Source organism: Enterobacter sp. BWH64, from assembly GCF_001037645.1.
Taxonomy (GTDB): domain Bacteria; phylum Pseudomonadota; class Gammaproteobacteria; order Enterobacterales; family Enterobacteriaceae; genus Enterobacter; species Enterobacter hormaechei_C.
On record NZ_KQ089922.1, the window covers coordinates 4,115,977 to 4,141,535 of the forward strand.

A 25,559-nucleotide genomic window follows, 5' to 3' on the forward strand; every position below is an offset into this window, starting at 1 on the left:
CGGCTCCTTAGAAATAACCCTGACGTTTCTTCAGCTCCATGGAGCCTGCCTGGTCGCGGTCAATCACGCGGCCCTGTCGCTCACTGGTGGTCGACACCAGCATCTCCTCGATGATCTCGGGCAGCGTCTGCGCACTGGATTCCACCGCGCCGGTCAACGGCCAGCAGCCGAGAGTACGGAAACGGACCATCTGTTTTTTGATCACTTCGCCCGGCTGTAAATCAATGCGATCGTCGTCGATCATCATCAGCATGCCGTCGCGCTCCAGCACCGGGCGCTCGGCCGCCAGATACAGCGGAACGATCTCAATATTTTCCAGATAGATGTACTGCCAGATATCCAGCTCGGTCCAGTTGGAGAGCGGGAAGACGCGAATGCTTTCGCCCTTGTTGATCTGGCCGTTGTAGTTGTGCCACAGCTCCGGACGCTGGTTTTTCGGGTCCCAGCGGTGGAAGCGGTCGCGGAAAGAGTAGATACGCTCTTTGGCGCGGGATTTCTCTTCGTCACGTCGCGCGCCGCCGAAGGCCGCATCAAAACCGTATTTATTCAGCGCCTGCTTCAGCCCTTCGGTTTTCATGATGTCGGTATGCTTGGCGCTGCCGTGCACGAACGGGTTGATGCCCATCGCCACCCCTTCCGGGTTTTTGTGCACCAGCAGCTCGCAGCCGTAGGCTTTGGCGGTACGGTCACGAAACTCGTACATCTCGCGGAATTTCCAGCCGGTATCCACGTGTAACAGCGGGAACGGCAGCGTACCCGGATAAAACGCTTTACGCGCCAGGTGCAGCATGACGCTGGAATCTTTACCGATGGAGTACATCATCACCGGGTTAGAAAACTCGGCGGCCACTTCGCGGATAATGTGGATACTTTCCGCTTCGAGCTGCCGCAGGTGAGTAAGTCGTTTTTGGTCCATAACCGTTCCTTAAGCCAAATTTATAACAGAAGCGCCAAAGCCTTCTGTGTCGGTTGTGTGTTGGAACCAGGCGAGCGTGCTGTGCAGCTGCACCACTTCTCCCACCACGATCAGGGCGGGCATTGGGGCGTCTTTCGCCAGGGTTGCAAGGTCTTGTAAGGTGCCGATGGCGACATGCTGATCGACGCGTGTCCCGCGGGAGATCACCGCTACCGGCGTCGTCGCATCGCGACCGTGCTGAATAAGCTGTTCGCTGATGTCAGCCGCTTTCATCGTGCCCATATAAATCGCCAGCGTTTGTCGGCTCTGGGCGAGATGCGACCAGTCAAACGGCGTGCTGTCGGCTTTATAGTGCCCGGTCACAAAGGTCACGCTCTGGGCGTAATCGCGATGGGTCAGCGGAATACCGGCGTAGGCCGTGACGGCAGACGCCGCCGTAATGCCGGGAACCACCTGGAACGGGACGCCCGCTTCGGCTGCCGCCTGCAACTCCTCGCCACCACGACCGAAGATAAACGGGTCGCCCCCTTTCAGGCGCACCACGGTCTTGCCCGCTTTCGCGGCGGCAATCAGCATCTGGTTAGTGTCGTGCTGGGGCACGGAGTGCTCGCCGGCACGTTTGCCGACGCAAATTTGCTCAGCGTCACGGCGGATCAGCTCGCGAATACCGTCGGTGACCAGGTGGTCATAGAACACGACATCCGCATCCTGAAGAACCTGGAGGCCACGCAGCGTGAGCAGCCCGGCATCGCCCGGCCCGGCGCCCACCAGAATGATCTCTCCGCCCGTACTGCCGGGGTTATCCAGTTCGTCTTCGAGAATTTGTTGCGCCGCCGTCTCGTTACCGGCCTGCATCAGGCTGGCAAAGCGGCCGCGAAACACACGCTCCCAGAAGCGACGGCGTTCCGTCACGCTGGTCAGACGCGTTTTCAACTGGTTGCGCCAGTAGCTGGCCTTCTCCGCCATGCGTCCGAGGCTGGTCGGCAGCAGCGCTTCGATTTTTTCTCTCAGCACGCGCGCCAGCACCGGGGCGGTGCCGCCGGAGGAGATCGCCACCAGCAGCGGCGAGCGGTCGACAATCGACGGGAAGATAAATGAACATAACGGCTGGTCGTCTACCACGTTCACCAGACGGTGACGGGCCTGAGCTGCGTCGGAGATGCGGCGGTTGAGCGCCCGATCTTCGGTTGCCGCAATCACCAGCACCACGCTGTCGATCTGAGACTCTGCAAAATCCGCCTCTGCAACGATCTGCACCTGCGCCCCGGCGCGTTGCAGGAAGGCGATTTTGCGATCGGCAATTTCACCCGTCCCGACAACTAGTACCGGTCGGTCTTTTAAGGCAGCAAAAAGGGGGAGATAGTCCACAGGCAACAACTCACTAACAACCACGAATAAAGGGACTATAGGGGGCGGCTTAGATCGAATGAAATTACGAATTGGAATGAGTAGTTACTCAATGGAATAACGCCGTGGAAAAGCAAATATCAAAAAGTGCTTAACACGCGAAATTTCGGGCATTTAGGAGCAATTCAAATTGTGTCTACCCGATCACAGTTTCATACTATGCGGGTTAAAATTTTGCTCTGTTTTTAAGGACTCACTATGTTTTCCGCAATGCGCCACCGATTCGTTGCCCTGGCGCTCGGCGTTTGCTTTATCCTTCCGGCTCAGGCAAAAAATCAATCTTACGGTGAAATAGCCAGTATGCAGGCGCGGCATATTGCGACGGTCTTTCCGGGCCGTATGACCGGAACCCCAGCCGAGATGCTCTCGGCAGACTATATCCGTCAGCAATTTGCGGATATGGGCTATGAGAGCGACATTCGCGCTTTCCATAGCCGCTACATCTATACCACACGCAATAAAACGCAGAACTGGCATAACGTAACCGGCAGCACGGTCATTGCGGCGCACGAAGGAAAGGCGGCTGAGCAGATTATTATTATGGCGCACCTTGATACCTACACGCCGTTGAGCGACGCCGATGTCGATAATAACCTCGGCGGGCTGACGCTTCAGGGACTGGATGACAATGCGGCGGGTCTGGGCGTGATGCTTGAGCTGGCCGAACGCCTGAAGAATATTCCGACGAAATACAGCATTCGCTTTGTTGCGACCAGCGGCGAAGAAGAAGGAAAACTCGGAGCTGAGAATCTCCTTAAGCGCATGAGCGCTGAGGAGAAGAAAAATACGTTGCTGGTGATTAACCTCGATAATCTGATCGTGGGGGATAAGCTCTATTTTAATAGCGGACAGAGCACGCCGAGCAGCGTACGTAAACTCACCCGCGACCGCGCGCTGGCGCTTGCCCGAACGTATGGCGTCTATGCCGCGACAAATCCGGGCGGTAACCCGCAGTATCCTAAAGGCACAGGCTGCTGTAATGACGGTGAAGTGTTTGATAAAGCGGGCATTCCGGTGCTGTACGTCGAGGCGACGAACTGGGCGCTGGGCAAAAAAGATGGCTATCAGCAGCGCAGCAAATCGAAAGCCTTTCCGGACGGGACCAGCTGGCATGATGTGCGGCTGGATAATCAGCAGCACATTGATAAAGCGCTGCCGCAGCGGATTGAGCACCGCAGCCGGGATGTCGTGAAAGTGATGCTGCCGCTGGTGAAGGAGCTGGCGAAAGCAGGGAAAGCCTGATGTCGTTAAGCCCGGTGGCGGCTACGCCTTACCGGGCCTACGTTTTGTGCCGTTGTAGGCCCGGTAAGCGCAGCGCCACCGGGCGAAAAAACATTACCCTTCGTGCAGCCCGCACTCGCGCTTCAGCCCAAAGAATCGCGTCTCTTCTTCCGCCATTCCCGGTTCCCATTTACGCGTGGTGTGGGTGTCGCCTACCGACAGGTAGCCTTGATCCCACAGCGGATGGTACTTCAGCCCGTGCTTTTGCAGATACTGGTACACCGTGCGGTTATCCCAGTCGATGATCGGCAGCACTTTGAACACGCCGCGCTGCACCGCCAGCACCGGCAGCGTTGCCCGGCTCCCGGACTGCTCGCGGCGCAGGCCCGCGAACCAGGTCTGAGCGTTCAGCTCTTTCAGCGCCCGGTTCATCGGCTCGACCTTGTTGATCTCATTGTATTTCTCAATGCCCTCAACGCCCTGTTCCCACAGCTTGCCGTAGCGCGCCTCCTGCCAGGCCGCGCTTTCCGTCGCGCGGTAAACTTTGAGGTTCAGCTTGAGCTTGTCCGTCAGCTCGTCAATAAACTGGTAGGTCTCCGGGAACAGATAGCCGGTATCGGTGAGGATCACCGGAATGTCCGGGCGGATCCGATTCACCAGGTGCAGGCTGACCGCCGCCTGGATGCCAAAGCTTGACGACAGCACATAGTCACCCGGCAGGTTTTCCAGCGCCCACGCCACGCGCCCTTCGGCGTCGAGTTTTTCCAGCTGGGCGTTGGTTTCTGCGAGTGCCAGAATGCGTTCGACTTTTGGCAGGTCATTAAGGGCGTTTAGATCGAGTACGGACATAAGAACCTCGTTTGCCTGTTTTGCCGGGCGGCACTGCGTTTGCCCGACCTACAAAACCCGTAGGCCCGGTAAGCGAAGCGCCACCGGGCAAAGGATGCGTTACTCCCAGAAATCCCTGGCGGGATCGAGCACCGGGCGAATGATGCCCGCACGCACCGTAAAGTCGCCGAAGCCTTCACCCGCTTCGCGCTCTTTCGCCCAGCGCCCGACAAGCTCGTCGATGGAATCAAGAATTTCCGGTTCCGTAATATTTTCACGGTACATACGCGGAATGCGCGTCCCCATACGGTTGCCGCCAAGGTGCACGTTGTAACGACCCGGCGCTTTGCCCACCAGACCCAGTTCGGCCAGCATCGCGCGACCGCAGCCGTTCGGGCAGCCGGTGACGCGCATAACAATATGCTCGTCCGGAATACCGTGTTTTTCCAGAATCGCTTCCACTTTATCAGTGAAGGACGGCAGGAAACGTTCCGCTTCGGCCATCGCCAGCGGGCAGGTCGGGAACGACACGCAGGCCATCGAGTTTTCACGCTGCGGTTTAACCGCATTCATCAACCCATGATCGCGCGCCAGCTTCTCGATCTTCGCCTTCTGGCTTTCCGGCACGCCGGCAATAATCAGGTTCTGGTTGGCGGTAATGCGGAACTCGCCTTTATGGATCTTAGCAATTTCCAGCAGACCGGTTTTCAGCGGGCGGCCCGGATAATCCAGAATACGACCGTTTTCAATAAACAGCGTCAGGTGCCATTTATTATCGATACCTTTCACCCAGCCAATGCGATCGCCGCGACCGGTGAATTCGTAAGGGCGGATCGGCTCAAACTTGATCCCCGCGCGACGCTCCACTTCTTCTTTGAACGTCTCGACGCCTACACGCTCCAGGGTGTATTTGGTTTTCGCGTTTTTACGGTCGGTACGGTTGCCCCAGTCGCGCTGGGTAGTAACCACCGCCTCAGCCACGGCCAGAGTGTGCTCCAGCGGCAGGAAGCCGAACTCGCTCGCGGTGCGGGCGTAGGTTTTCTTGTTCCCATGCTCGATGGACAAACCGCCGCCCACCAGCAGGTTAAAGCCGACCAGCTTGCCATTTTCGGCAATCGCCACGAAGTTCATGTCGTTGGCGTGCAGGTCGATATCGTTCTGCGGCGGGATAACCACCGTGGTCTTGAATTTGCGCGGCAGGTAGGTCTGACCGAGGATCGGCTCTTCGTCCGTGGTCGCGACTTTCTCCTGATCGAGCCAGATCTCCGCATAGGCACGCGTGCGTGGCAGCAGGTGCTCGGAGATCTTCTTCGCCCACTCGTACGCTTCGGCGTGCAACTCGGACTCATACGGGTTCGAGGTGCAAAGCACGTTACGGTTCATGTCGTTGGCGGTCGCCAGCGCGTCCAGCCCCACGGAGTGCAGCATCTGGTGCACCGGCTTGACGTTCTTCTTCAGAATGCCGTGGAACTGGAAGGTCTGACGGTTAGTCAGACGGATGCTGCCGTAAATCGTGTTTTCACCGGCAAACTTGTCAATCGCCTGCCACTGTTTGGTGGTGATGATGCCACCCGGCAGGCGGCAGCGCAGCAGCATCGCATGACGCGGCTCCAGCTTCTGTTCGGCACGTTCGGCGCGGATATCGCGGTCGTCCTGCTGGTACATACCGTGGAAACGGATCAGCAGGAAGTTGTCGCCTTTGAAACCGCCGGTCAGGCCGTCATTTAAATCTTCGGCAATGGTACCGCGCAGGTAGTTGCTCTCTACCTTCATGCGCTCGGCATCAGACAGTTTGCCTTCGACCACCAGTGGGCCAGGATGTTTTTCGCTCATTAGTAGACATCTCGCTGATAACGGCGCTCTACGCGCAGCTCACTTAAAAATTCATCCGCCGTTTCGGCATCCATACCGCCGAATTCGGCAATCACTTCCAGCAGTGCCTGCTCAACGTCTTTCGCCATGCGATTGGCGTCGCCGCAGACATAAATGTGGGCGCCGTCATTGATCCAGCGCCACAGCTCTGCGCCCTGTTCGCGCAGTTTGTCTTGTACGTATACTTTTTCTTTCTGATCGCGGGACCAGGCCAGATCGATGCGGGTCAGCACGCCCTCTTTGACGTAGCGCTGCCATTCAACCTGGTAGAGGAAATCTTCAGTAAAATGCGGGTTGCCGAAGAACAGCCAGTTTTTACCCGGCGCCTCGTCCGCTGCACGCTGCTGCATAAAGGCGCGGAACGGTGCGATGCCGGTGCCCGGGCCAATCATGATCACCGGCGTTTCCGGGTTCGCCGGCAGGCGGAAGTTGTCGTTGTGTTCGATAAAGACGCGCACCTCGCCCTCTTCTTCCACGCGGTCGGCCAGGAAGCCCGACGCCCCACCCGCCCGCGCGCGGCCTTCGATGTCGTAACGCACCACGCCAACGGTGATGTGGACTTCGTTTTCCACTTCCGCCTGTGAAGAGGCGATGGAGTAAAGACGCGGCGTCAGCGGACGCAGCAGGCCGATCAGCGCGTCGGCATCCAGCTGTGCCGGGGAGAAACGCACCATGTCGACAATCGGCGTCGTCGCGGCGTAATGCTGTAACTTCACTTTGTCCCCCACCAGCGGCAGAAGGGACTCGCTGCGCGTTAAGGTGGCGTAGTTTTCAACGATATTGGCGGTGTTCACCGTCAGCTCGAAATGCCACTGAAGCGCCTCAGAGAGCGGTAAGGTTTTACCTTCCACCTGGACCGGCTCCGTGCCTTTCAGCCACAGCAGCTCGACCAGCTCTTTCACCAGCGCCGGATCGTTCTGATACCAGACGCCCAGCGCATCGCCAGGCTGATAACGCAGGCCGGAGTCACCGAGATCGATTTCGATATGGCGCACGTCTTTTTCCGAATCACGGCCCGTGATTTTCTGGTTTACCGACAGGCTCGCCGTCAGCGGCGCCTCTTTCGTGTAAGGGCTGGTGTGGATTTCGTTGACGGTGCCCGCTGCGGTAACGGCGGCTTGCGCTGGCGTCTCTTTCGGGACGCGGGCCTTCAGCACCTCAACGATGCGCGTCCGCCATTCGGCGGCGGCGGCCTGGTATTCGACATCAGCGTCTACGCGATCCAGCAGGCGCTCTGCACCCAGCTCCGCCAGCTTGCTGTCGAAGTCTTTACCGGACTGGCAGAAAAATTCATAGGACGTATCACCGAGGCCGAAGACGGCAAAGGCGGTGCCCTCCAGCCTGGGCGCTTTTTTCGAGAACAGGAACTTATGCAGCGCGACGGCTTCTTCCGCAGGCTCACCTTCCCCCTGCGTTGACGCCACCACCACCAACAGTTTTTCTGACGCGATCTGTTTGAATTTATAATCCCCGGCGTTGACCAGGTTGACGTTCAACTTCGCGGCGAGCAGGTCATCACGCAGCGCTTCGGCCACACGACGGGCATTACCCGTTTGCGAAGCGGAGATAAGCGTGATGGCAGGAATTTCAACGGCCGTTGGCGGGACGCCAGCCACAGCACCCGGCTGCTGATTGAGCATTCCCCAGAAATAGCCGGAGACCCAGGCGAGCTGGGTGGGTGAAAAATCGGAAGTCGCGGCCTGGAGGCGCGCCAGTTGCTCCGGGTTAAGGGGAAGCAAATTTGAAGGTGGGGCCTGTGTTGTCATGCGTCGTTATGTTCCAGTAGCAAAGCGGACTTTAAGCGAATAAATCCAAACTGAAGATAAGGTTAACGGCGGGGATAATAACAATTAAAGAAGGGATGGAAATAATAAATAACCAAATGGACTAACCTGTTTTAGTTATCGTTCTTAACGATAAAAGCGATTAAATAACTATCTGAAATAAAACAATAAAGGCCGATAAACACCATGAATACGAGGCGGTGACCGTTCAAAGCCGTTTTAGTTAATGATAAAAATTGTGCTTTCCGGTACTATGCGGCGGTTTTTTCCGCATTCCTGAGAGCTATGATGTCCACCACACTGTTTAAAGATTTCACCTTCGAAGCCGCACACCACCTTCCACACGTTCCTGCCGGGCACAAATGTGGCCGCCTGCATGGACACTCGTTTATGGTGCGTCTTGAAATCACCGGTGAAGTCGATCCCCATACGGGCTGGATCATGGACTTTGCCGAACTGAAGGCTGCGTTTAAGCCGACCTACGATCGTCTCGATCACTACTACCTGAATGATATTCCGGGCCTTGAAAACCCGACCAGCGAAGTGCTGGCGAAATGGATTTGGGATCAGATGAAACCGCTGGTGCCGCTGCTGAGCGCGGTGATGATCAAAGAGACCTGCACGGCAGGCTGCGTCTACCGCGGGGAGTGAATCTCCTCCGTTGCGGCCTCACGAGGCACGAGCGGCGTAAACTCGTAGAGCACCAGCGCATTACTCTCCAGTGATTCACTCAGTTGCCAGCCGTCATAAAGGCGTTCATCGCGTACGGAAAGCGTTGGACGCGCTTTATGCGCTATCCAGCGCCACATCTCTTCATCAGGGCCGCTTTCGCTGCCAACCCCTTCAAGTAACGGATAGAGCGCGCCGTTGTGCTGATCAAACAGATGACATTTAATTCGCCATTTACCGCACATTCCCTTCAGGTGTAAATGATACTGCTGGCGAAAACGCTGGATGAATGCTTCTTCACTGGAAAGCAGCGGATTAAAAACCACCACATTACGCAGCAACAGCTGATAACCATTGAGATGGCGCGTAAGCAGGACACGCTTATCATTGACCAGCACCTCGCCCCGCAGACGTTGCCAGAGCCAGAGTACCCAATAAACCGGACGCGGCAGACCATGGTTATACTGTAGCGCCAGGCTTGAGGTATCGATGGTGTTGTTTGCACGGGCTTCTCCCTGAAGGCCCGAATTGAGCCAGAATCCCGCCAGCCAGACCTGCTCCGAAAGTCCGAGCAGGTTCTGCATCAGCAACGCCCCACGAAAAAACCAGCCGTTTGTCGCCCGCGTGTTGCCGGTGAGGGTATTCCAGGAGAGAAGCCAGACGGGAAGCGAACATTTACGCAAGCGAAGGGCAGCGAGGATCTGGCGGACCTTCAGTATCGGATAATTTTCCGTTGAGGAGAGAGGGGTTGCCCCCAGTTGCGCGGGATCGAGAAGCTCATTGGCATCGGCCGAACAGGCAAGAAAATCGGCCTGCATCAGGATGGCTGAACTGAACAGGGTATCGTCGCTTACGCCCGCGCTGACGGGGGCAAATCGGTGCCATAAACCAAACTTTGCCTGCGGAAGATAAGTTCGTATTGCCTTTTGCTGGGCCAGCCAGACCTGCTCCCGGGTCTCCTCACTCGCCTGTGTTGACCAGTGCATGACGAAGTGCCAGCCCGCGGTGATCTCTGGCGAAAAATGATTAACCGACTGTTGTAAAAAACGGGTAAGAAGATCGCGACGGGTCGTTACGCCGGTGTGCAGTAGCACCGTCCACTGCTTTTTTGCCAGCCAGGTGAAGAGCTGATGCAGATTGTACCAGCAGGCGTAGCCCGCCATCTGGGGATCATCCCACCCGGTGGCAAACAGACGACTGCTGAGAAAAGGTTCGGCGATATCAATTCCCTCAATGGGAATGGCCTCATTTATCGCCTCCAGATTTTGTCGGACGTCCTCACGCAGCAAATCGTCGAGCTCACGCAGGGTAATGACCACCCGCATACGGCGCAGCGAGGCAGAAAGAGGATTAAGCTGCTCAAGATCCAGGCTCTGCTCCTGCTGCGGATGAACGATGAGCGGCGAGGCTCCCCAACCGCGCGCCACCGGTTCATTGAGCAGGCTAAACAGCTTGTCCACGGCGACCGGATAGCGCTGCTCACGCCTGTCCGTCCGAATACGTGCCGCCTCCGGGTGCTGGCGCCGGGCCTTACGAAACTCACCCGGGGACATATTGTGAACACGCCTGAACCGATCGCTCATCATACGCGTGCTGGCGAAACCCTGCTCAAGCGCAATCTGGTGCAGCGGTCGGTTCGTCAGCCGGAGAGCGTCGGCCGCCTTTTCCAGCCGCAGGTGGGTGATGTACTGCATGAAACTGATCCCCACCTCCTTGCGAAAGAGACGAGAGAGCCAGGCTTCAGAGACATATTCACTCGCGGCGATTTCCGCAAGCGTAATACGGCGGGAATAACTGGCATTGATCCGCTCTATCACCCGGGCGATGCGTTTGCTGTGCGCTGAGGAAAGTTCCCGGGACAGCATACGGGCAGGCTGTTGAAAGCGGCTGGTCAGCAACAGCAATATCTCGCTCAGCCAGCGGTACGCCTCCAGCCGGTAGCGGTGCGGGTCGTTGATGAGGGTGACCACAAGAAGCTGGCGCAGCAGATCGCGAAGCGCATCGCATTGGGGCCAGACGCCTCCGGCTTCTGCCGGTACAGCATAATCATGGGCAAAAAAATCATTGCAGAGCTGGACGACCCAGCGCCCGGAAAGGGTTACGCGCAGGGTGACATTTGCCGTTTCGCTCGTGAACTGCCAGCGCCGATGACGGTTGATGATAGCAAGGGTATTGGCCTCCAGGATGTCATGTCCCACATCGGTGTTCAGCTCTGCCCGCCCTTCCAGCACCCAGAGCAACGTTAGCGTATCGCCTTCATCCTCCACGCAGTGGCGAATGTCCTGAATCTCTATCCAAAACTCATCTCCCCGTTGCGCCATCTTACCCCTCACCAAAGACAAAAAATGACCTGATCTTTTTTGTCATAACTGAATTGTATGAAAAACAATCAAAATAAAGCCGTCGCTTTACAACAAAAAAATGCATTTTCAGGCGGGACGATCGTCATAGACTCGAAATTATCATCGTTTGGCAGAAAAAGGATAACAAAAATGACACATCCAATTATCGAAGCTCTGCGTGGCAACGAAGCCCGGTTCACTGAATTACGTCACTATTTTCATCAGCATCCTGAAATTGGTTTTGAGGAGCACAACACGAGCGATCGCGTTGCAGCGCTGCTTCAGGAATGGGGATATGAGGTTCATCGCGGCCTGGCGAAAACCGGTGTGGTCGGCACACTGAAGGTGGGTAACGGGCATAAACGCCTGGGCCTGCGCGCCGATATGGATGCGCTGCCAATGCAGGAAAACAACGGCAAGGCGTGGAGCAGTACCGTTGAGGGTAAATTCCACGGCTGCGGTCATGACGGCCACACCACAACGCTCCTGTATGCAGCGGAGTACCTGGCACGCACCCGCAATTTTAACGGCACGCTGCACCTTATTTTTCAGCCCGCGGAAGAACTTCTGTATGGCGGACGCGTTATGGTAGAGGACGGTTTGTTTGACCTGTTCCCCTGCGACCACATCTTTGGTCTACACAATATGCCGTCACAGCCCCTCGGAAAAATTGGTCTGCGCGATGGCGCCATGATGGCCTCTTCCGACACCCTTCATATTGAGGTTAACGGCGTGGGTGGTCACGGCGCGGTGCCAGAACATACCGTTGACGCCACCCTGGTTGCCTGTCATATCACTATCGCGTTGCAGTCCATTGTTTCGCGCAACATTACCCCCTTCCAGCCAGCCGTCGTTACCGTAGGCAGCATTCAGGCCGGGCACGCCCCTAACATTATCAACGACAAAGTATTGATGAAACTTACCGTGCGCACGCTGGATGAAAGCGTGCGGCAAACCGTGCTACAGCGTATCCATGATATCGCCGTTGCACAGGCGGAAAGTTTCAATGCGACGGCCACCATTCGACACATTAACGGCAGCCCGGTGCTGAAAAACAATCCGCAAGCCAACGAGATGGTGCGCAGCGTCGCCACCGATCTGTTCGGTCAGGATGCCGTCGCGGAGGTCAATGCGTTTATGGGCAGCGAGGACTTTGCTTTCATGCTCGAGAAAAATCCCAATGGATGCTATTTCACGCTTGGCGCCGGGGATGAGCCTGACCGCTGCATGGTACATAACCCGGGCTACGACTTTAACGACAACATTCTCCTCACCGGCGCGGCGCTGTGGGCCGCACTGACCGAACACTATCTGCGCTGATTCGCACCTTCCCGGGAGGGCTGCACTATGAGTACCGTTTCCCTGACAGGCGCATCCGCCTACGCCGGTAACGATCGGCTGCTGGCGGGTATCGTCATGAGCGTTCTGACATTCTGGCTGTTTGCCCAGTCGGTTATCAACGTGGTTCCGGCCATGCAGAATAGCCTCGATATTGCCCTCGAAACCCTTACGCTGGCCGTCAGCCTGAGCGCGTTGTTCAGCGGCTGTTTTGTCGTCGCCTGCGGTGGGTTTGCCGATAAGTATGGGCGCATGCGCCTGACCATGATTGGCCTGATCCTGAGCATGATCGGGAGTGGTCTGCTGTTCATTTCATGGGAGCCCGTCCTGTTTCTGTTGGGACGAGCGATACAGGGGCTATCAGCGGCCTGCATTATGCCCGCCACGCTGGCGCTGATTAAAACCTGGTATGAAGGTAAAGCACGCCAGCGCGCAATTAGTTTCTGGGTTATCGGTTCATGGGGCGGGAGTGGCCTGAGCTCGTTTGTGGGAGGCGCCATCGCCACCACGCTGGGCTGGCGCTGGATTTTTATTCTGTCGATGGTGGTGGCTCTGGTCGCGCTATTGCTTATCCGCGCCACGCCGGAAAGCCGCAGCCCTGATGCGTGTCGACACAAACTGGATATCAGCGGCCTGGTGAGTTTTGTCCTTATGCTGGTGCTGTTCAATCTGTTTATCAGCAAAGGACACAGCTGGGGCTGGAGCAGCAGTTTATCGCTTCTTGTACTGTGTGGAGCCGTGATTGCACTGATGTGCTTTATCGTTACCGGGCGGCGGAAAGGCGATGCGGCGCTGATCGATTTCGCCCTGTTTAAAAACCGGGCCTATAGCGCCTCGGTATTCTCAAATTTCCTGCTCAACGGCTGCATTGGCACCATGATGATCGCCAGCATCTGGTTGCAGCAGGGCCATCATCTGTCACCGCTACAGACCGGCATGATGACGCTGGGGTATCTGGTTACCGTACTGGCGATGATCCGGGTGGGTGAAAAACTGCTTCAGCGCTATGGCGCCAGGCTGCCGATGATGACCGGCCCGCTGCTGACCGCAACAGGTATTTCGCTGATTTCATCCACCTTCTTAAGCAAAGAGGTCTACATTGTTACCGTTTTTCTGAGCAATATTTTATTTGGGCTGGGGCTCGGATGTTACGCCACGCCCTCAACGGACACGGCGGTAATGAATGCCCCTGAAAACAAAGTGGGGGTGGCTTCTGGGATCTATAAGATGGGCAGTTCCCTGGGCGGCGCAATGGGTATCGCGGTCACCGCATCGCTGTACGCGCTATGGCTGCCGATGGGAACGGCCAGTGCCGCGCAGTATGCCTTGCTTTTCAACAGTGCGATTTGCCTTGGGTCGGCAGTCGTGACCTGGGCTTTACTGCCAACAACAAAAGCCCCGCGTTAAGCGGGGCCACAAAAGTATCAGGCAATGTTCAGATATTTGTGCGTCTGCATCGACAGCCGCCAGTTGCGGGCGATACAGGTTTCAATGCACAGACGGGTCGCATCGTCTTTCTGGCTGATAGGCTGTAGCGCGATCACGCGCTGCTTTTCGTCCGTCAGCGTCGCCAGCAGTTCATCCAGCGCTTCGATGTCACGCACGCGCCCCACCGGATGTTTGATCTCATCAGCACGCTCAAGCGCCTGCGACAGTACGTCATACCCGCCGCGCATATTCACTTTTGGTGAAACCGTGACCCACGTTGAATGGGAGCAGCGCACTTCATGGGTGCCGCTGGTTTCGATCTGACAGCTATAGCCGTTCTTCTCGAGCAGTTCGGTGAGCGGCATCAGATCGTGAATGCAGGGTTCCCCGCCGGTGATCACCACATGCCGCGCCGTCCAGCCCTGACGACCAATAATGGCAAGCAGATCTTCCGCGCTGCCCGCGCCCCATTTATCGCTCTCTTTGGTTTTCGCCAGAATGCTGAACAGCGACACTTCCCGATCTGCGAGCTTATCCCACGTATGTTTGGTATCACACCAGGCGCAGCCAACCGGGCATCCCTGTAAACGAATAAAGATAGCGGGAACGCCGGTAAAGTAACCCTCGCCTTGCAGGGTCTGGAACATCTCGTTAATCGGGTACTGCATAGTCAACTCTGTTAAGGGGATAAACGATAAGTATCGCAGATCCCCGTCAGATGATCATGCTCCATCGGTGCTTTGCGCGCCAATTGCCGCCATAAACCGTTCCGTAATTTGCTGTGGTCGGGTGATCGCCCCGCCGACGACAACCGTGTGCCCCCCCAGCGCCAGACACCTGGCCGCGCGTTCAGGCGTATCCACGTTACCTTCAGCAATCACGGGGATCGTGACGGCAGACAGCACCTCTTTCAAAAACGCGCAGTCATTTTCCGGTAGCGAATGGCCCGCAGTCTCCGCCGTATAACCGTAAAGGGTGGTTCCGACGCAATCAAACCCCAGCGCCTGCGCGGCCACGGCCTCCTGCACGGTGGCAATATCCGCCATCAGCAGCAGCGAAGGGTAACGGGTGCGGATCTGCGCGATCAGCATGTCCAGCGATCCGCCACCGGGCCGTTTCCGGGCGGTCGCATCCAGCGCAACGATCTCCGGGCCGACCGCCATCAACTCATCCACTTCTTTGAGCGTTGCGGTGATGAACACCTCGCTGTCCGGATAGTCTCGTTTGATGATGCCGATTACCGGCAGTGAGACCAGCCCTTTGATAGCCTCAATATCCACCACGCTATTGGCGCGGATCGCAGCGGCACCGCCCTGGGCCGCCGCCAGCGCCATTCGCGACATAATAAACGGGCTGTGCAGCGGTTCGTTTTCCAGCGCCTGGCAGGAGACGACCAGTTTTCCTTTCAGGTTATCCAGTACAGTTTTCATTACGATAAGATCTCTTCTACTTCGTTTTTGATAATGGTGACGTGCGGTCCATAGATGACCTGGACACCGTTGCCGCGGACGATTACGCCGCGGGCGCCGGTCGCTTTCAGTGCAGATTCATTGACTTTGCTACCGTCTTTCACCGTGACGCGAAGGCGCGTGGCGCAGCAGTCAACGTCATCCAGATTGTCTTTTCCTCCCAGCCCGGCGATCACCGCCGCGGCGCGCTCGCTTTGCGGCAGGGTAGCCTCGTCAGCCAACGCCTCCTTTTCACGGCCCGGCGTGGCAAAATCAAAACGTTTGATCAGATAACGGAAGGTACAGTAGTAAAGGAAGAACCACGGTACGCCCACCAGCGGGACGAACATCCAGTTAGTTTTCGCTTCACCCTGCAAAATGCCGAACAGCACGAAATCAATAAACCCGCCGGAGAATGTTTGTCCGATGGTGATGTGCAGCATGTGCGCGAGCATGAACGCCAGCCCGTCGAACAGCGCATGAATGACGTACAGCACCGGGGCAATAAACAGGAATGAGAACTCTATGGGCTCGGTAATTCCCGTCAGGAATGAGGTTAATGCCGCAGAGAGCAGCAGCCCGGCAACCCGCTTTTTGTTCTCCGGCCTGGCCGTGTGGTACATCGCAAGGCAGGCGCCGAGCAGACCAAACATCATGGTAATAAAGCGCCCGGACATGAAGCGCGACGTGCCCTCATAGAAATGCTGCGTGTTCGGGTCGGCGAGCTGGGCGAAGAAGATCCGCTGCGTGCCCTCAACCAGGTGACCGTTAACAATTTCACTGCCGCCAAGCGCGGTGGTCCAGAACGGAAGATAGAAAATGTGGTGCAGACCAAACGGGCCAAGCATGCGCAGGATGAAGCCGTACAGCAACGTCCCCAGATAGCCGGTGGCATCCACCAGCCCGCCGAGGCCAAAGATCAGCTTCTGGAAATGCGGCCAGACCACGGTCATCAGCGCGCCGACGAGTATCGCTGCCAGTGAGCTGATAATGGGAACGAAGCGTGAGCCGCCAAAAAAGCCCAGGAATTGCGGAAGCGCGATTTTATTAAATCGATGATGCAGTGCGCAGGTCACCAGCCCAATAACTACCCCACCAAATACGCCCGTTTCAAGCGTCTGAATACCCAGCGTCATGCCCTGCCCTACGGCGCCCGGGTTGTCATGCGCCAGTTTTCCGGTCAGGATCAGCAGCGCATTGATAGTGGCATTCATCACCAGATAAGCGAGCAACGCCGCCAGCCCTGCCGTGCCTTTATCATTTTTCGCCAGCCCAACGGCGACCCCAACAGCAAACAGTACCGACAGGTTTGCAAACACAATCGAGCCTGCGCTGCTCATGATGGTAAAGATGGCCTGTAGCCAGCCAACGTCTAAAAATGGATACGCGGTAAGCGTATTCGGATTCGATAGCGCCCCGCCAATCCCCAGCAACAGACCTGCTGCGGGCAGTATGGCGATGGGTAACATAAAGGATTTGCCAAAGCGCTGCGCTTTTTCAAACCATCCGCCGGAAGACGCTCCGCTGAACATTTGCATCATTTTTTTATCCCCCTGGTTATTGATGAAAATTTTTACCACATATATTTTTAATTGTGAAAATTACCACCAAAAACCAGGACGCCGATCATACTTTTTCGAAATGACTGGCATCTCTCCCCCGCTTTCCGCCACACTAGTTGGCAGAGAAACGCATTAAGGATCTAGCATGTCGGACCATGAAAACCTGCTGCTGAAGCTACGCCAGGAGGCTTCCGGGTACAGCCCAACGCAACAAAAACTGGGGGAGTTTGTCCTCAACGATCCTGCCAGGGTGCTCTACCTGACGATCACCGAGCTGGCGCGTGAAAGCGGCACCAGCGAGGCCAGCGTCACACGCCTTTGCCGCACGCTGGGCTGTAAGGGATATAACGAATTTAAAATGGCGCTTGCGCTGGATATTCAGCAGGGTTTGCCGGAGCGTCAGGCAGGAGATGCGATAGATAACGTGGTGGATGAGTCTGTCCAGGCGCTGCAAGATACCGCAAAACTCCTCGACCGGGCCCAGCTTGAACAGGCGACACTGGCCCTGCATCAGGCGCAGTCAGTGCAAATTTACGGGGTGGCGGCCAGCGCAATTCTGGGGGAGTATTTGCATTACAAGCTGCTGCGACTCGGCAAACCTGCACAGCTGTTTAGCGATATGCATCGCGCCGCCATGAATGCGACGACGCTCTCGAAAGAGACGCTGGTGGTAGCCATATCAAGTTCCGGCTCTACACGGGATCTGCTTCACGTGGTGAAACTCGCCCGCAAGCGCGGCGTTAAGGTACTGGCGCTCAGCAATACGCCCCGCAGCCCGCTGGCCTCCCTGAGCGATTTACAGCTGGTTGCAGCCAAGCCCGAGGGACCGCTGAGCGCGGGTGCGCTCAATGCCAAGGTTGGCGTGATGCTGCTGGTTGAACTGCTAACCACTTCCCTTATTGCAGTAGACAGCCATTACGGTGACGTTAGCCAGCAAACGGCAAGCGCCACGTTGCCGCTTCTGCTATAGAAAACAAAAAACCCGCCGAAGCGGGTTTTTTCATAAGAACGAAGATTCAGGCTTATGCCTGGCCTTTGATCTCTTTACGACCGTTGTAAGGTGCTTTTTCGCCCAGCGCTTCTTCGATACGAATCAGCTGGTTGTATTTAGCAACACGGTCAGAACGGCTCATAGAACCGGTTTTGATCTGGCCAGCAGCGGTACCCACAGCCAGGTCAGCGATGGTAGCGTCTTCAGTTTCGCCAGAACGGTGAGAGATAACCGCGGTGTAGCCAGCGTCTTTCGCCATTTTGATCGCAGCCAGCGTTTCGGTCAGAGAACCGATCTGGTTGAATTTGATCAGGATGGAGTTAACGATGCCTTTCTCGATGCCTTCTTTCAGGATCTTGGTGTTGGTTACGAACAGATCGTCACCAACCAGCTGGATTTTGTCGCCCAGTACTTTGGTCTGGTATGCGAAACCATCCCAGTCAGACTCGTCCAGACCGTCTTCGATAGACACGATTGGGTACTGTTTGGTCAGGTCTTCCAGGAAGTGGGTGAACTCTTCGGAGGTGAACGCTTTGTTGCCTTCGCCAGCCAGAACGTATTTACCGTCTTTGTAGAATTCAGATGCTGCGCAGTCCATCGCCAGGGTGATGTCTTTGCCCAGCTCGTAGCCTGCTGCTTTAACCGCTTCAGCGATAACAGCCAGTGCTTCTGCGTTAGAACCCAGGTTTGGCGCGTAGCCGCCTTCGTCACCAACAGCCGTGTTCATGCCTTTAGCTTTCAGAACTTTAGCCAGGTTGTGGAACACTTCAGAACCCATACGTACCGCTTCTTTCAGGGTTTTCGCGCCAACTGGCTGAATCATGAATTCCTGAATATCAACGTTGTTGTCTGCGTGCTCACCACCGTTGATGATGTTCATCATTGGTACAGGCATGGAGTATTTGCCTGGGGTGCCGTTCAGTTCAGCGATGTGCTCGAACAGTGGCATGCCTTTAGCTGCCGCTGCCGCTTTGGCGTTCGCCAGGGAAACGGCCAGGATTGCGTTCGCACCGAAGTTAGATTTGTTTTCAGTACCGTCCAGATCGATCATGATCTTGTCGATGCCAGCCTGATCTTTAGCATCTTTGCCAACGATAGCCTGAGCAATAGGACCGTTAACAGCGCCAACCGCTTTCAGTACGCCTTTGCCCATGAAACGGGATTTGTCGCCATCACGCAGTTCCAGCGCTTCGCGGGAACCTGTAGAAGCACCTGATGGAGCCGCTGCCATACCGACGAAACCACCTTCCAGATGAACTTCAGCTTCAACGGTCGGGTTACCACGGGAGTCGATGATTTCACGACCGATGACTTTAACGATTTTGGACATTAGATTTTCCTCAGTACAAGTTAAACTAAAACTCCAGACAAACAACGCGTACCAAAGGTACGCGTTGCCGTTCTAACTTTTTTTACTTCGCCTGACGCTTCTGGTACTCGCTGGCGGCTTTCACGAAGCCTGCAAACAGCGGATGCCCGTCACGCGGCGTTGAAGTAAATTCCGGGTGGAATTGGCAGGCCACGAACCACGGATGGTTAGGCACTTCGATGATCTCGACTAACTGATCATCCCCGGAACGGCCCGCAACACGCAGACCCGCAGCTTCAATTTGTTTCAACAACATGTTGTTGACTTCATAGCGGTGACGATGGCGTTCGGTGATGACCGGCTCGCCGTACAGCTTGCGTACCACGCTATCGTCGGACAGCTGGCAGGCCTGTGCGCCAAGACGCATGGTGCCACCCAGATCGCTCTTCTCGGTACGGACTTCGACGTTACCGTCTTCGTCGCGCCATTCCGTAATCAGCGCCACAACAGGGTACTTACAGTCTGGCACAAATTCCGTAGAGTTCGCGTTTTCCATTCCCGCTACGTTGCGCGCAAATTCAATCAGCGCAACCTGCATACCCAGGCAGATACCGAGGTATGGAATATTGTTTTCACGCGCATAGCGTGCAGTGGCGATCTTGCCTTCAACACCACGGTAGCCGAAGCCGCCAGGGATGAGGATAGCATCCAGATCTTTAAGAATTTCAACGCCGCGCGTCTCTACATCCTGTGAATCAATCAGCTTGATGTTCACAGAGACGCGATTCTTCAGACCACCGTGTTTCAGCGCTTCGATAACTGACTTGTAGGCATCCGGCAGTTCGATGTACTTGCCGACCATACCGATAGTCACTTCGCCGCCCGGATTGGCTTCTTCGTAAATCACCTGCTCCCATTCAGACAGGTTAGCTTCCGGACAGTTCAAGCTGAATCGTTTACAAATATAATCGTCCAGCCCCTGTGATTTCAACAGGCCCGGGATTTTATAAATGGAATCGACATCTTTCATTGAAATAACGGCTTTTTCAGGCACGTTACAGAACAATGCAATTTTCGCGCGTTCGTTCGCCGGAATCGCGCGATCGGAACGGCAAACCAGGATGTCAGGCTGAATACCGATGGAGAGCAACTCTTTAACAGAGTGCTGAGTCGGTTTGGTTTTCACTTCACCTGCTGCTGCCATGTAAGGCACCAGCGTCAGGTGCATGAACAGCGCGTGCTCACGACCAATATCTACCGCCAGCTGACGAATCGCTTCGAGGAACGGCAGGGATTCGATATCCCCTACGGTACCGCCGATTTCAACCAGCACAACGTCATGCCCTTCGCCACCGGCAAGGACACGTTCTTTGATGGCGTTAGTGATGTGTGGGATGACCTGCACGGTCGCGCCCAGGTAGTCACCACGGCGCTCTTTACGCAGAACGTCAGAGTAGATACGGCCAGTCGTAAAGTTGTTACGACGGGTCATTTTGGTACGGATGAAACGCTCGTAGTGGCCAAGATCCAGATCGGTTTCAGCGCCGTCTTCAGTAACGAACACTTCCCCGTGTTGGGTTGGGCTCATGGTGCCAGGATCGACGTTGATGTACGGATCCAGTTTCATCATGGTCACATTGAGGCCACGGGCTTCAAGAATGGCTGCGAGGGAGGCTGCGGCAATGCCTTTACCCAGAGAGGATACGACCCCGCCGGTCACAAAAATATAGTTCGTTGTCATGCTGAACCTGAGAAGTTAGGGTGAAACGATGGAATAACCAGGACGGGAAAGTAGTATACCCGAACACGACGAGCGCCACAAACTTTCATTCTCCGTCTCCACTCCAGGCCATGACAAACATAAGGAGTGAGAAAATAGCCCCTTTTGGGTAAATGTTTTTGACGCAAATCAAGCGCTTGTCATTTAAAAAATCACACAAATTGCGCTTGATCGCAAAATCTCGTTAGAGATCATGTTCCTGGCGTTTTACTTCCTGCCAGACTTCTTCCATCGCGTCGAGGTCAATCCCGCTCATTTCCAGGCCGCGCGAGGCCACAATCCGCTCAACTTCGCGAAAGCGTCGTTCGAATTTAATGTTCGCTTTTTGCAGGGCGGTTTCCGCTTTTACACCGAGGTGGCGCGAAAGGTTGACGGTCGCAAACAGCAGATCGCCCATCTCCTCTTCCAGCTTTGCTTCATCCACAACGGCCTGCTGCGCTTCATGCATCACTTCGTCGATCTCTTCGTGCACTTTTTCCAGCACCGGGCCGAGAGAGTTCCAGTCAAACCCTACCGCCGAGCAGCGCTTTTGAATTTTGTGCGCGCGCATCAGCGCGGGAAGGTTCAGGGGAATGTCGTCCAGCGCCGAGTGCTGGGATTTTTCAGCGCGTTCGGCGCTTTTTATCTGCTCCCAGCGCGCCAGCACTTCCGCACTGTTGCCTGCGGAGGCATCGCCAAAAATATGCGGATGACGACGCTCCAGCTTGTCGCTGATAGCGGCGCAGATATCGTCAAAGTTAAAGCGCCCCTCTTCCTGCGCCATCTGCGCGTAGAACACAACCTGGAACAGCAGGTCGCCCAGCTCACCGCGCAGGTCGTCGAAATCTTCGCGCGAAATCGCGTCCAGCACTTCGTAGGTCTCTTCCAGCGTGTAAGGCGCAATGGTGGCGAAAGTCTGCTCTTTATCCCACGGGCAGCCGTTTTCCGGATCGCGCAGACGTTTCATGATGCCAAGCAGGCGGTCGATTTGAGTCATAACAGATTCCATTAAATGCCTGAGCCGGGTGGCGGCGTTGCCTTACCCGGCCTACAGAAGAGGATGTTTAGCCGCCGTGCAGACGACGCGCGTCAATCACATCCGGCACCTGGTTCAGTTTGCCGAGTACGCGGCCCAGCACCTGAAGGTTATAGATTTCGATAGTCATATCGATGGTGGCAAGCTGCTCGCGGGTATCGCTGCGGCTGGCAACGCCCAGCACGTTGACCTTTTCGTTGGCGAGAATGGTGGTGATGTCGCGCAGCAGGCCGCTGCGGTCGTTGGAAGTGACGCGCACCACCAGCGAGTAACCCGCCGAGTAGCTCTCCCCCCAGACGGCTTCCACGATACGTTCCGGCGCATGCGATTGCAGCTCTGCAAGCTGATCGCAGTCGGAGCGGTGAATCGAGATCCCGCGCCCCTGGGTGATAAAGCCGACAATATCGTCTCCCGGGATCGGCTGGCAGCAGCGGGCAATATGGTGCATGAGGTTACCCACCCCTTCAACCACCACGCGGCCATTGTCCTTGCTGCGCTGCTGCGGAGCGTAGGTTTTCTGCTGGAGCTGTTTCAGCGCCGCCGCATCCTGCTCCGCTGCGCTTGGCTTGTTGAACTGCGCTTGCAGGAAGTTCACCATCTGGTTCAGGCGGATATCGCCGCCACCAATCGCCGCTAACAGTTCGTCGAGCTCGTTGAAGTTGTAGCGTGGCAGCAGGAACTTCTCCGCCTCTTTCAGGCTTATCCCGATATGTTCCAGCTCGTCGTCCAGGATCTGACGACCGGCAAGGATGTTCTTGTCACGATCCTGCTTGCGGAACCAGGCGTGGATTTTAGAGCGCCCACGGCTGGTGGTAACGTAACCGAGGTTCGGATTCAGCCAGTCGCGGCTTGGGTTTGGCTGCTTCTGGGTGATGATTTCAATCTGATCGCCCATCTGGAGCTGGTAGGTAAACGGTACGATACGTCCGCCGATCTTCGCCCCGATGCAACGGTGCCCCACATCGCTGTGGATGTGGTAGGCGAAATCGAGCGGCGTGGAGCCTGCCGGCAAATCAACAACATCCCCTTTCGGGGTAAAGACGTAGACGCGATCGTCGAAGACCTGACTGCGCACTTCGTCGAGCATTTCGCCGGAGTCGGCCATCTCTTCCTGCCACGCAATCAGCTTACGCAGCCAGGCGATACGGTCCTCGTGACCGGAGCGACCGCCGCCGGAGGTACCCTCTTTGTATTTCCAGTGCGCCGCCACGCCCAGCTCGGCGTCTTCGTGCATCTGTTTGGTACGGATCTGAATTTCCACCGTTTTGCCGCCAGGGCCGAGCACCACGGTATGAATAGACTGATAGCCGTTTGGTTTGGGGTTGGCGACGTAGTCATCAAACTCATCCGGCAGATGGCGGAAGTGAGTATGCACTATCCCCAGCGCGGCATAGCAGTCCTGGAGACGCTCCGCCACGATACGTACGGCGCGCACGTCAAACAGCTCGTCAAAGGCGAGATGTTTCTTCTGCATTTTGCGCCAGATGCTGTAGATGTGCTTTGGACGCCCGTAGACCTCGGCGCGCACATTCTCCTCTTTCATCGACTGGCGCAGCCCGCTGACAAATTCCTCGATATAGTGCTCGCGGTCAATGCGGCGTTCGTGCAGCAATTTTGCAATGCGTTTGTATTCCGCCGGATGCAGATAGCGGAAGCAGTAATCTTCCAGCTCCCACTTCAGTTGCCCGATACCGAGACGGTTCGCCAGCGGCGCATAGATATTCGTACACTCTTTAGCGGCCAGGACGCGCTCGTCTTCCGGCGCATCCTTCACTTCACGCAGATGGGCAACCCGTTCGGCCAGCTTGATAACCACACAGCGGAAATCATCTACCATCGCCAGCAGCATGCGACGGACGTTATCCACCTGCTCGGAAGAGACAGAGTCCGTTTGCGCGGCTTTAAGCTGACGAATGGCTGCCATGTCACGCACGCCGTGGATAAGCGCCACGACGGACTGGCCGACGCTTTCACGCAGGACGTCTTCCGTCACCACGTCGGCGTCCGCCAGGGGGAACAGCAGTGCGGCCTGTAGCGTTTCGATGTCCATGTTCAGCATGGAGAGAATTTCAACCATCTCCACGCCGCGCCACAACAGCAGTTCAGCGTCCGGATGCCCCTGCGTTGTGCGTAAACAATAGGCCCAGGTTTCGGTTAAGCGTTCACACGACTGCTGGCTGGAAATCCCCAGACTTGCGATCCATTTTTGAGGGTCAAACTCACCAGCTTTATTTAAATGTGCACTTCTTACCGCAACCATCGTCCTCTCCTTTAGGGACAAGGGCCTGTCGAAGTCGACAAGCCAAACTCATTAGATGTGCTCGAACAACACCATCGATTCCAGATGACCAGTGTGCGGGAACATGTCCAGCATTGCCAGACGCCGAATCTGGTAACCCCCGCTCAATAATGCTTCGCTGTCACGGGCAAGCGTCGCCGGGTTACAGGAAACATAGACCACGCGTTCAGGCGCGAGTTTAATTATATGCTGCATCACGCCCGGCGCACCTGCGCGCGCCGGATCGAGCAGGATCTTATCAAAGCCCTGCTTAGCCCACGGGTGCCGAGTGACATCATCCTCAAGATTTTGATGAAAGAATGTCACATTTTGCAAACCGTTCTGTTGGGCGTTCTCCTGGCCTTTCGCCACCAGCGCCTCAACGCCTTCCACCCCGACCACGCTGGCTGCTCTGCGCGCCAGCGGCAGGGTAAAGTTCCCCATGCCGCAGAACAGATCGAGCACCCGATCGGTGGGTTGTACGTCCAGCCACGCCAGCGCGTTCGCTACCATCTGCTGGTTCACGCCGTCGTTAACCTGGATAAAATCCCGCGGGCTGAACGTTAAGCGTAGCCCGTCTGACGCATACCAGGGCGCTTCTCCGCTGACCTGCTCAAGTATCTCGCTTTGCGGCGCGAGGAAAAGCGCAAGCTCATGAGAATGCGAAAAGCGTTCCAGTTTTTCGCGATCCGCCTTTGACAGCGGCGCGGTGTGGCGCAGCACCATCAGCGGGCCACTGTTGGCCAGCACCAGTTCGACATGGCCCAGCGAACGCACGCCATCCAGCGATGCAAGACAGTGGTGCACGTCCGGGAGCAACGCCCCAAGATGGGGCGCCAAAACAGGGCACTGCGTGACAGAGACGATATCGCTGGAGCCAGCTTTGCGAAAACCCATCTCCAGCCGCTCGGTTTTGGGCTGGTAGCTGAGGCTCAGGCGAGCGCGGCGACGGTAGCCCCAGGGCCGATCGGCAATGATGTCATTCACGTCGTGTCCGACCAAGCGGGCCAGCGCGCTGCTTTTACTTTTTTGCTGTAATTCTGTGCTGGCATGCTGTTGCTGGCAGCCGCCGCAGACGCCAAAATGGGGGCAGCGAGGCGTCACGCGCTCCGGGCTATCCTTAAGACGGCGCTTGACCTGACCGCGCGCATACTGACGTTTGTCTTCCGTCAGCGTAATATCTGCGCGTTCTCCTGGCAGCAAACCTGTGATAAACAGTGTCTTACCCTTGTGACGCGCCACCCCCTGTCCAAAAGGATCGAGGTCCGTGGCTTCAACAGTTATGATCTGACGCGTCGTCACGCGTCGTTTTGCAGAGTAGAATTGCGCCATCGCCGAGATTGTTCTCAAATAAACATAATTAGCCTGATT

Annotated in this window: 19 protein-coding genes; 5 read left to right on the forward strand and 14 right to left on the reverse strand. The window is 56.3% G+C overall.

What is annotated here, in order from left to right; translation table 11 throughout:
- Positions 1–7 precede the first annotated feature (7 nt).
- Together cysD and cysG are read right to left on the reverse strand one after the other, a co-directional pair.
- Positions 8–916, reverse strand: a complete 909-nt coding sequence (gene cysD / locus SK50_RS19600) for a sulfate adenylyltransferase subunit CysD (RefSeq protein WP_006811770.1) — start codon at positions 914–916, stop codon at positions 8–10.
- A gap of 9 nt (positions 917–925) precedes the next feature.
- Positions 926–2,284: a siroheme synthase CysG gene (gene cysG / locus SK50_RS19605; RefSeq protein WP_017382819.1), complete on the reverse strand. Its 1,359-nt coding sequence runs from the start codon at positions 2,282–2,284 to the stop codon at positions 926–928.
- A 237-nt stretch (positions 2,285–2,521) separates the two neighbouring features.
- On the opposite strand from cysG, the gene SK50_RS19610 reads away from it, so the two are divergent.
- A complete protein-coding gene (locus SK50_RS19610; protein WP_045344495.1) occupies positions 2,522–3,565 on the forward strand; it encodes an aminopeptidase in 1,044 nt (347 codons plus the stop codon).
- Between the two features lie 93 nt (positions 3,566–3,658).
- On the opposite strand, the gene cysH is transcribed toward SK50_RS19610, so the two are convergent.
- The 3 genes from cysH to cysJ form a co-directional block, all read right to left on the reverse strand.
- Entirely contained in the window at positions 3,659–4,393 is a 735-nt protein-coding gene (cysH, locus tag SK50_RS19615) for a phosphoadenosine phosphosulfate reductase (RefSeq protein ID WP_017382820.1), read from the reverse strand.
- Positions 4,394–4,492: 99 nt separating this feature from the next.
- The gene (gene cysI / locus SK50_RS19620) at positions 4,493–6,205 is read right to left on the reverse strand and encodes an assimilatory sulfite reductase (NADPH) hemoprotein subunit (protein WP_015571717.1); all 1,713 of its coding nucleotides are present in this window, start codon (positions 6,203–6,205) and stop codon (positions 4,493–4,495) included.
- Complete coding sequence (gene cysJ, locus SK50_RS19625; RefSeq protein WP_032619140.1) at positions 6,205–8,010, reverse strand: NADPH-dependent assimilatory sulfite reductase flavoprotein subunit; 1,806 nt, start codon at positions 8,008–8,010, stop codon at positions 6,205–6,207. The genes cysI and cysJ overlap by 1 nt, the downstream gene beginning before the upstream one ends.
- Positions 8,011–8,313: 303 nt before the next feature.
- Between cysJ and queD the strand changes: the two genes are divergently transcribed.
- Positions 8,314–8,679, forward strand: a complete 366-nt coding sequence (queD, locus tag SK50_RS19630) for a 6-carboxytetrahydropterin synthase QueD (protein WP_006811776.1) — start codon at positions 8,314–8,316, stop codon at positions 8,677–8,679.
- Here the strand turns inward: queD and SK50_RS19635 are convergent.
- Complete coding sequence (locus SK50_RS19635; protein ID WP_047721187.1) at positions 8,664–11,018, reverse strand: helix-turn-helix domain-containing protein; 2,355 nt, start codon at positions 11,016–11,018, stop codon at positions 8,664–8,666. The genes queD and SK50_RS19635 overlap by 16 nt on opposite strands.
- Before the next feature lie 171 nt (positions 11,019–11,189).
- On the opposite strand from SK50_RS19635, the gene SK50_RS19640 reads away from it, so the two are divergent.
- The gene (locus tag SK50_RS19640) at positions 11,190–12,359 is read left to right on the forward strand and encodes a M20 aminoacylase family protein (RefSeq protein ID WP_023304334.1); all 1,170 of its coding nucleotides are present in this window, start codon (positions 11,190–11,192) and stop codon (positions 12,357–12,359) included.
- 27 nt (positions 12,360–12,386) lie between these two features.
- Positions 12,387–13,784 (forward strand): MFS transporter, encoded by a 1,398-nt coding sequence (locus tag SK50_RS19645; RefSeq protein WP_045344492.1) that lies wholly within the window; start codon positions 12,387–12,389, stop codon positions 13,782–13,784.
- A gap of 17 nt (positions 13,785–13,801) precedes the next feature.
- Here SK50_RS19645 and queE read toward each other — a convergent pair whose 3' ends face one another.
- From queE to SK50_RS19660, 3 genes are read right to left on the reverse strand one after another with little or no spacing between them, the layout of a single operon-like run.
- Entirely contained in the window at positions 13,802–14,473 is a 672-nt protein-coding gene (queE, locus tag SK50_RS19650) for a 7-carboxy-7-deazaguanine synthase QueE (protein WP_006811780.1), read from the reverse strand.
- Between the two features lie 54 nt (positions 14,474–14,527).
- The gene (locus SK50_RS19655) at positions 14,528–15,235 is read right to left on the reverse strand and encodes an N-acetylmannosamine-6-phosphate 2-epimerase (RefSeq protein ID WP_023304336.1); all 708 of its coding nucleotides are present in this window, start codon (positions 15,233–15,235) and stop codon (positions 14,528–14,530) included.
- Positions 15,235–16,794, reverse strand: coding sequence for a maltose/glucose-specific PTS transporter subunit IIC (locus tag SK50_RS19660; protein ID WP_023304337.1), 1,560 nt, complete (start codon positions 16,792–16,794; stop codon positions 15,235–15,237). Before SK50_RS19660 ends, SK50_RS19655 begins: the two co-directional genes overlap by 1 nt.
- 166 nt (positions 16,795–16,960) lie before the next feature.
- Here SK50_RS19660 and SK50_RS19665 point away from each other — a divergent pair, with 166 nt between their 5' ends.
- Positions 16,961–17,785: a MurR/RpiR family transcriptional regulator gene (locus SK50_RS19665; protein ID WP_015571725.1), complete on the forward strand. Its 825-nt coding sequence runs from the start codon at positions 16,961–16,963 to the stop codon at positions 17,783–17,785.
- Positions 17,786–17,837: 52 nt separating this feature from the next.
- Here the strand turns inward: SK50_RS19665 and eno are convergent, their stop codons facing one another.
- The 5 genes from eno to rlmD all read right to left on the reverse strand — a co-directional run bounded on the left by eno (position 17,838) and on the right by rlmD (position 25,520).
- The gene (eno, locus tag SK50_RS19670) at positions 17,838–19,136 is read right to left on the reverse strand and encodes a phosphopyruvate hydratase (RefSeq protein WP_006811784.1); all 1,299 of its coding nucleotides are present in this window, start codon (positions 19,134–19,136) and stop codon (positions 17,838–17,840) included.
- Positions 19,137–19,218: 82 nt separating this feature from the next.
- Positions 19,219–20,856 (reverse strand): glutamine hydrolyzing CTP synthase, encoded by a 1,638-nt coding sequence (pyrG, locus tag SK50_RS19675; protein WP_003862718.1) that lies wholly within the window; start codon positions 20,854–20,856, stop codon positions 19,219–19,221.
- A gap of 223 nt (positions 20,857–21,079) precedes the next feature.
- Positions 21,080–21,871, reverse strand: a complete 792-nt coding sequence (gene mazG, locus SK50_RS19680; protein ID WP_017382826.1) for a nucleoside triphosphate pyrophosphohydrolase — start codon at positions 21,869–21,871, stop codon at positions 21,080–21,082.
- Positions 21,872–21,938: 67 nt separating this feature from the next.
- Positions 21,939–24,170, reverse strand: coding sequence for a GTP diphosphokinase (gene relA, locus SK50_RS19685; protein ID WP_048229845.1), 2,232 nt, complete (start codon positions 24,168–24,170; stop codon positions 21,939–21,941).
- Positions 24,171–24,221: 51 nt separating this feature from the next.
- The gene (gene rlmD, locus SK50_RS19690) at positions 24,222–25,520 is read right to left on the reverse strand and encodes a 23S rRNA (uracil(1939)-C(5))-methyltransferase RlmD (protein WP_048229846.1); all 1,299 of its coding nucleotides are present in this window, start codon (positions 25,518–25,520) and stop codon (positions 24,222–24,224) included.
- Positions 25,521–25,559: the final 39 nt, after the last annotated feature.

What these genes read in the sequence shown, in the direction of transcription:
- cysD (WP_006811770.1), bottom strand. Translation starts at nt 916, where the DNA reads ATGGACCAAAAACGACTTACTCACCTGCGGCAGCTCGAAGCGGAAAGT.
- SK50_RS19610 (WP_045344495.1), top strand. Translation starts at nt 2,522, where the DNA reads ATGTTTTCCGCAATGCGCCACCGATTCGTTGCCCTGGCGCTCGGCGTT.
- cysH (WP_017382820.1), bottom strand. Translation starts at nt 4,393, where the DNA reads ATGTCCGTACTCGATCTAAACGCCCTTAATGACCTGCCAAAAGTCGAA.
- cysI (WP_015571717.1), bottom strand. Translation starts at nt 6,205, where the DNA reads ATGAGCGAAAAACATCCTGGCCCACTGGTGGTCGAAGGCAAACTGTCT.
- cysJ (WP_032619140.1), bottom strand. Translation starts at nt 8,010, where the DNA reads ATGACAACACAGGCCCCACCTTCAAATTTGCTTCCCCTTAACCCGGAG.
- queD (WP_006811776.1), top strand. Translation starts at nt 8,314, where the DNA reads ATGATGTCCACCACACTGTTTAAAGATTTCACCTTCGAAGCCGCACAC.
- SK50_RS19635 (WP_047721187.1), bottom strand. Translation starts at nt 11,018, where the DNA reads ATGGCGCAACGGGGAGATGAGTTTTGGATAGAGATTCAGGACATTCGC.
- SK50_RS19640 (WP_023304334.1), top strand. Translation starts at nt 11,190, where the DNA reads ATGACACATCCAATTATCGAAGCTCTGCGTGGCAACGAAGCCCGGTTC.
- SK50_RS19645 (WP_045344492.1), top strand. Translation starts at nt 12,387, where the DNA reads ATGAGTACCGTTTCCCTGACAGGCGCATCCGCCTACGCCGGTAACGAT.
- queE (WP_006811780.1), bottom strand. Translation starts at nt 14,473, where the DNA reads ATGCAGTACCCGATTAACGAGATGTTCCAGACCCTGCAAGGCGAGGGT.
- SK50_RS19655 (WP_023304336.1), bottom strand. Translation starts at nt 15,235, where the DNA reads ATGAAAACTGTACTGGATAACCTGAAAGGAAAACTGGTCGTCTCCTGC.
- SK50_RS19660 (WP_023304337.1), bottom strand. Translation starts at nt 16,794, where the DNA reads ATGATGCAAATGTTCAGCGGAGCGTCTTCCGGCGGATGGTTTGAAAAA.
- SK50_RS19665 (WP_015571725.1), top strand. Translation starts at nt 16,961, where the DNA reads ATGTCGGACCATGAAAACCTGCTGCTGAAGCTACGCCAGGAGGCTTCC.
- eno (WP_006811784.1), bottom strand. Translation starts at nt 19,136, where the DNA reads ATGTCCAAAATCGTTAAAGTCATCGGTCGTGAAATCATCGACTCCCGT.
- pyrG (WP_003862718.1), bottom strand. Translation starts at nt 20,856, where the DNA reads ATGACAACGAACTATATTTTTGTGACCGGCGGGGTCGTATCCTCTCTG.
- mazG (WP_017382826.1), bottom strand. Translation starts at nt 21,871, where the DNA reads ATGACTCAAATCGACCGCCTGCTTGGCATCATGAAACGTCTGCGCGAT.
- relA (WP_048229845.1), bottom strand. Translation starts at nt 24,170, where the DNA reads ATGGTTGCGGTAAGAAGTGCACATTTAAATAAAGCTGGTGAGTTTGAC.
- rlmD (WP_048229846.1), bottom strand. Translation starts at nt 25,520, where the DNA reads ATGGCGCAATTCTACTCTGCAAAACGACGCGTGACGACGCGTCAGATC.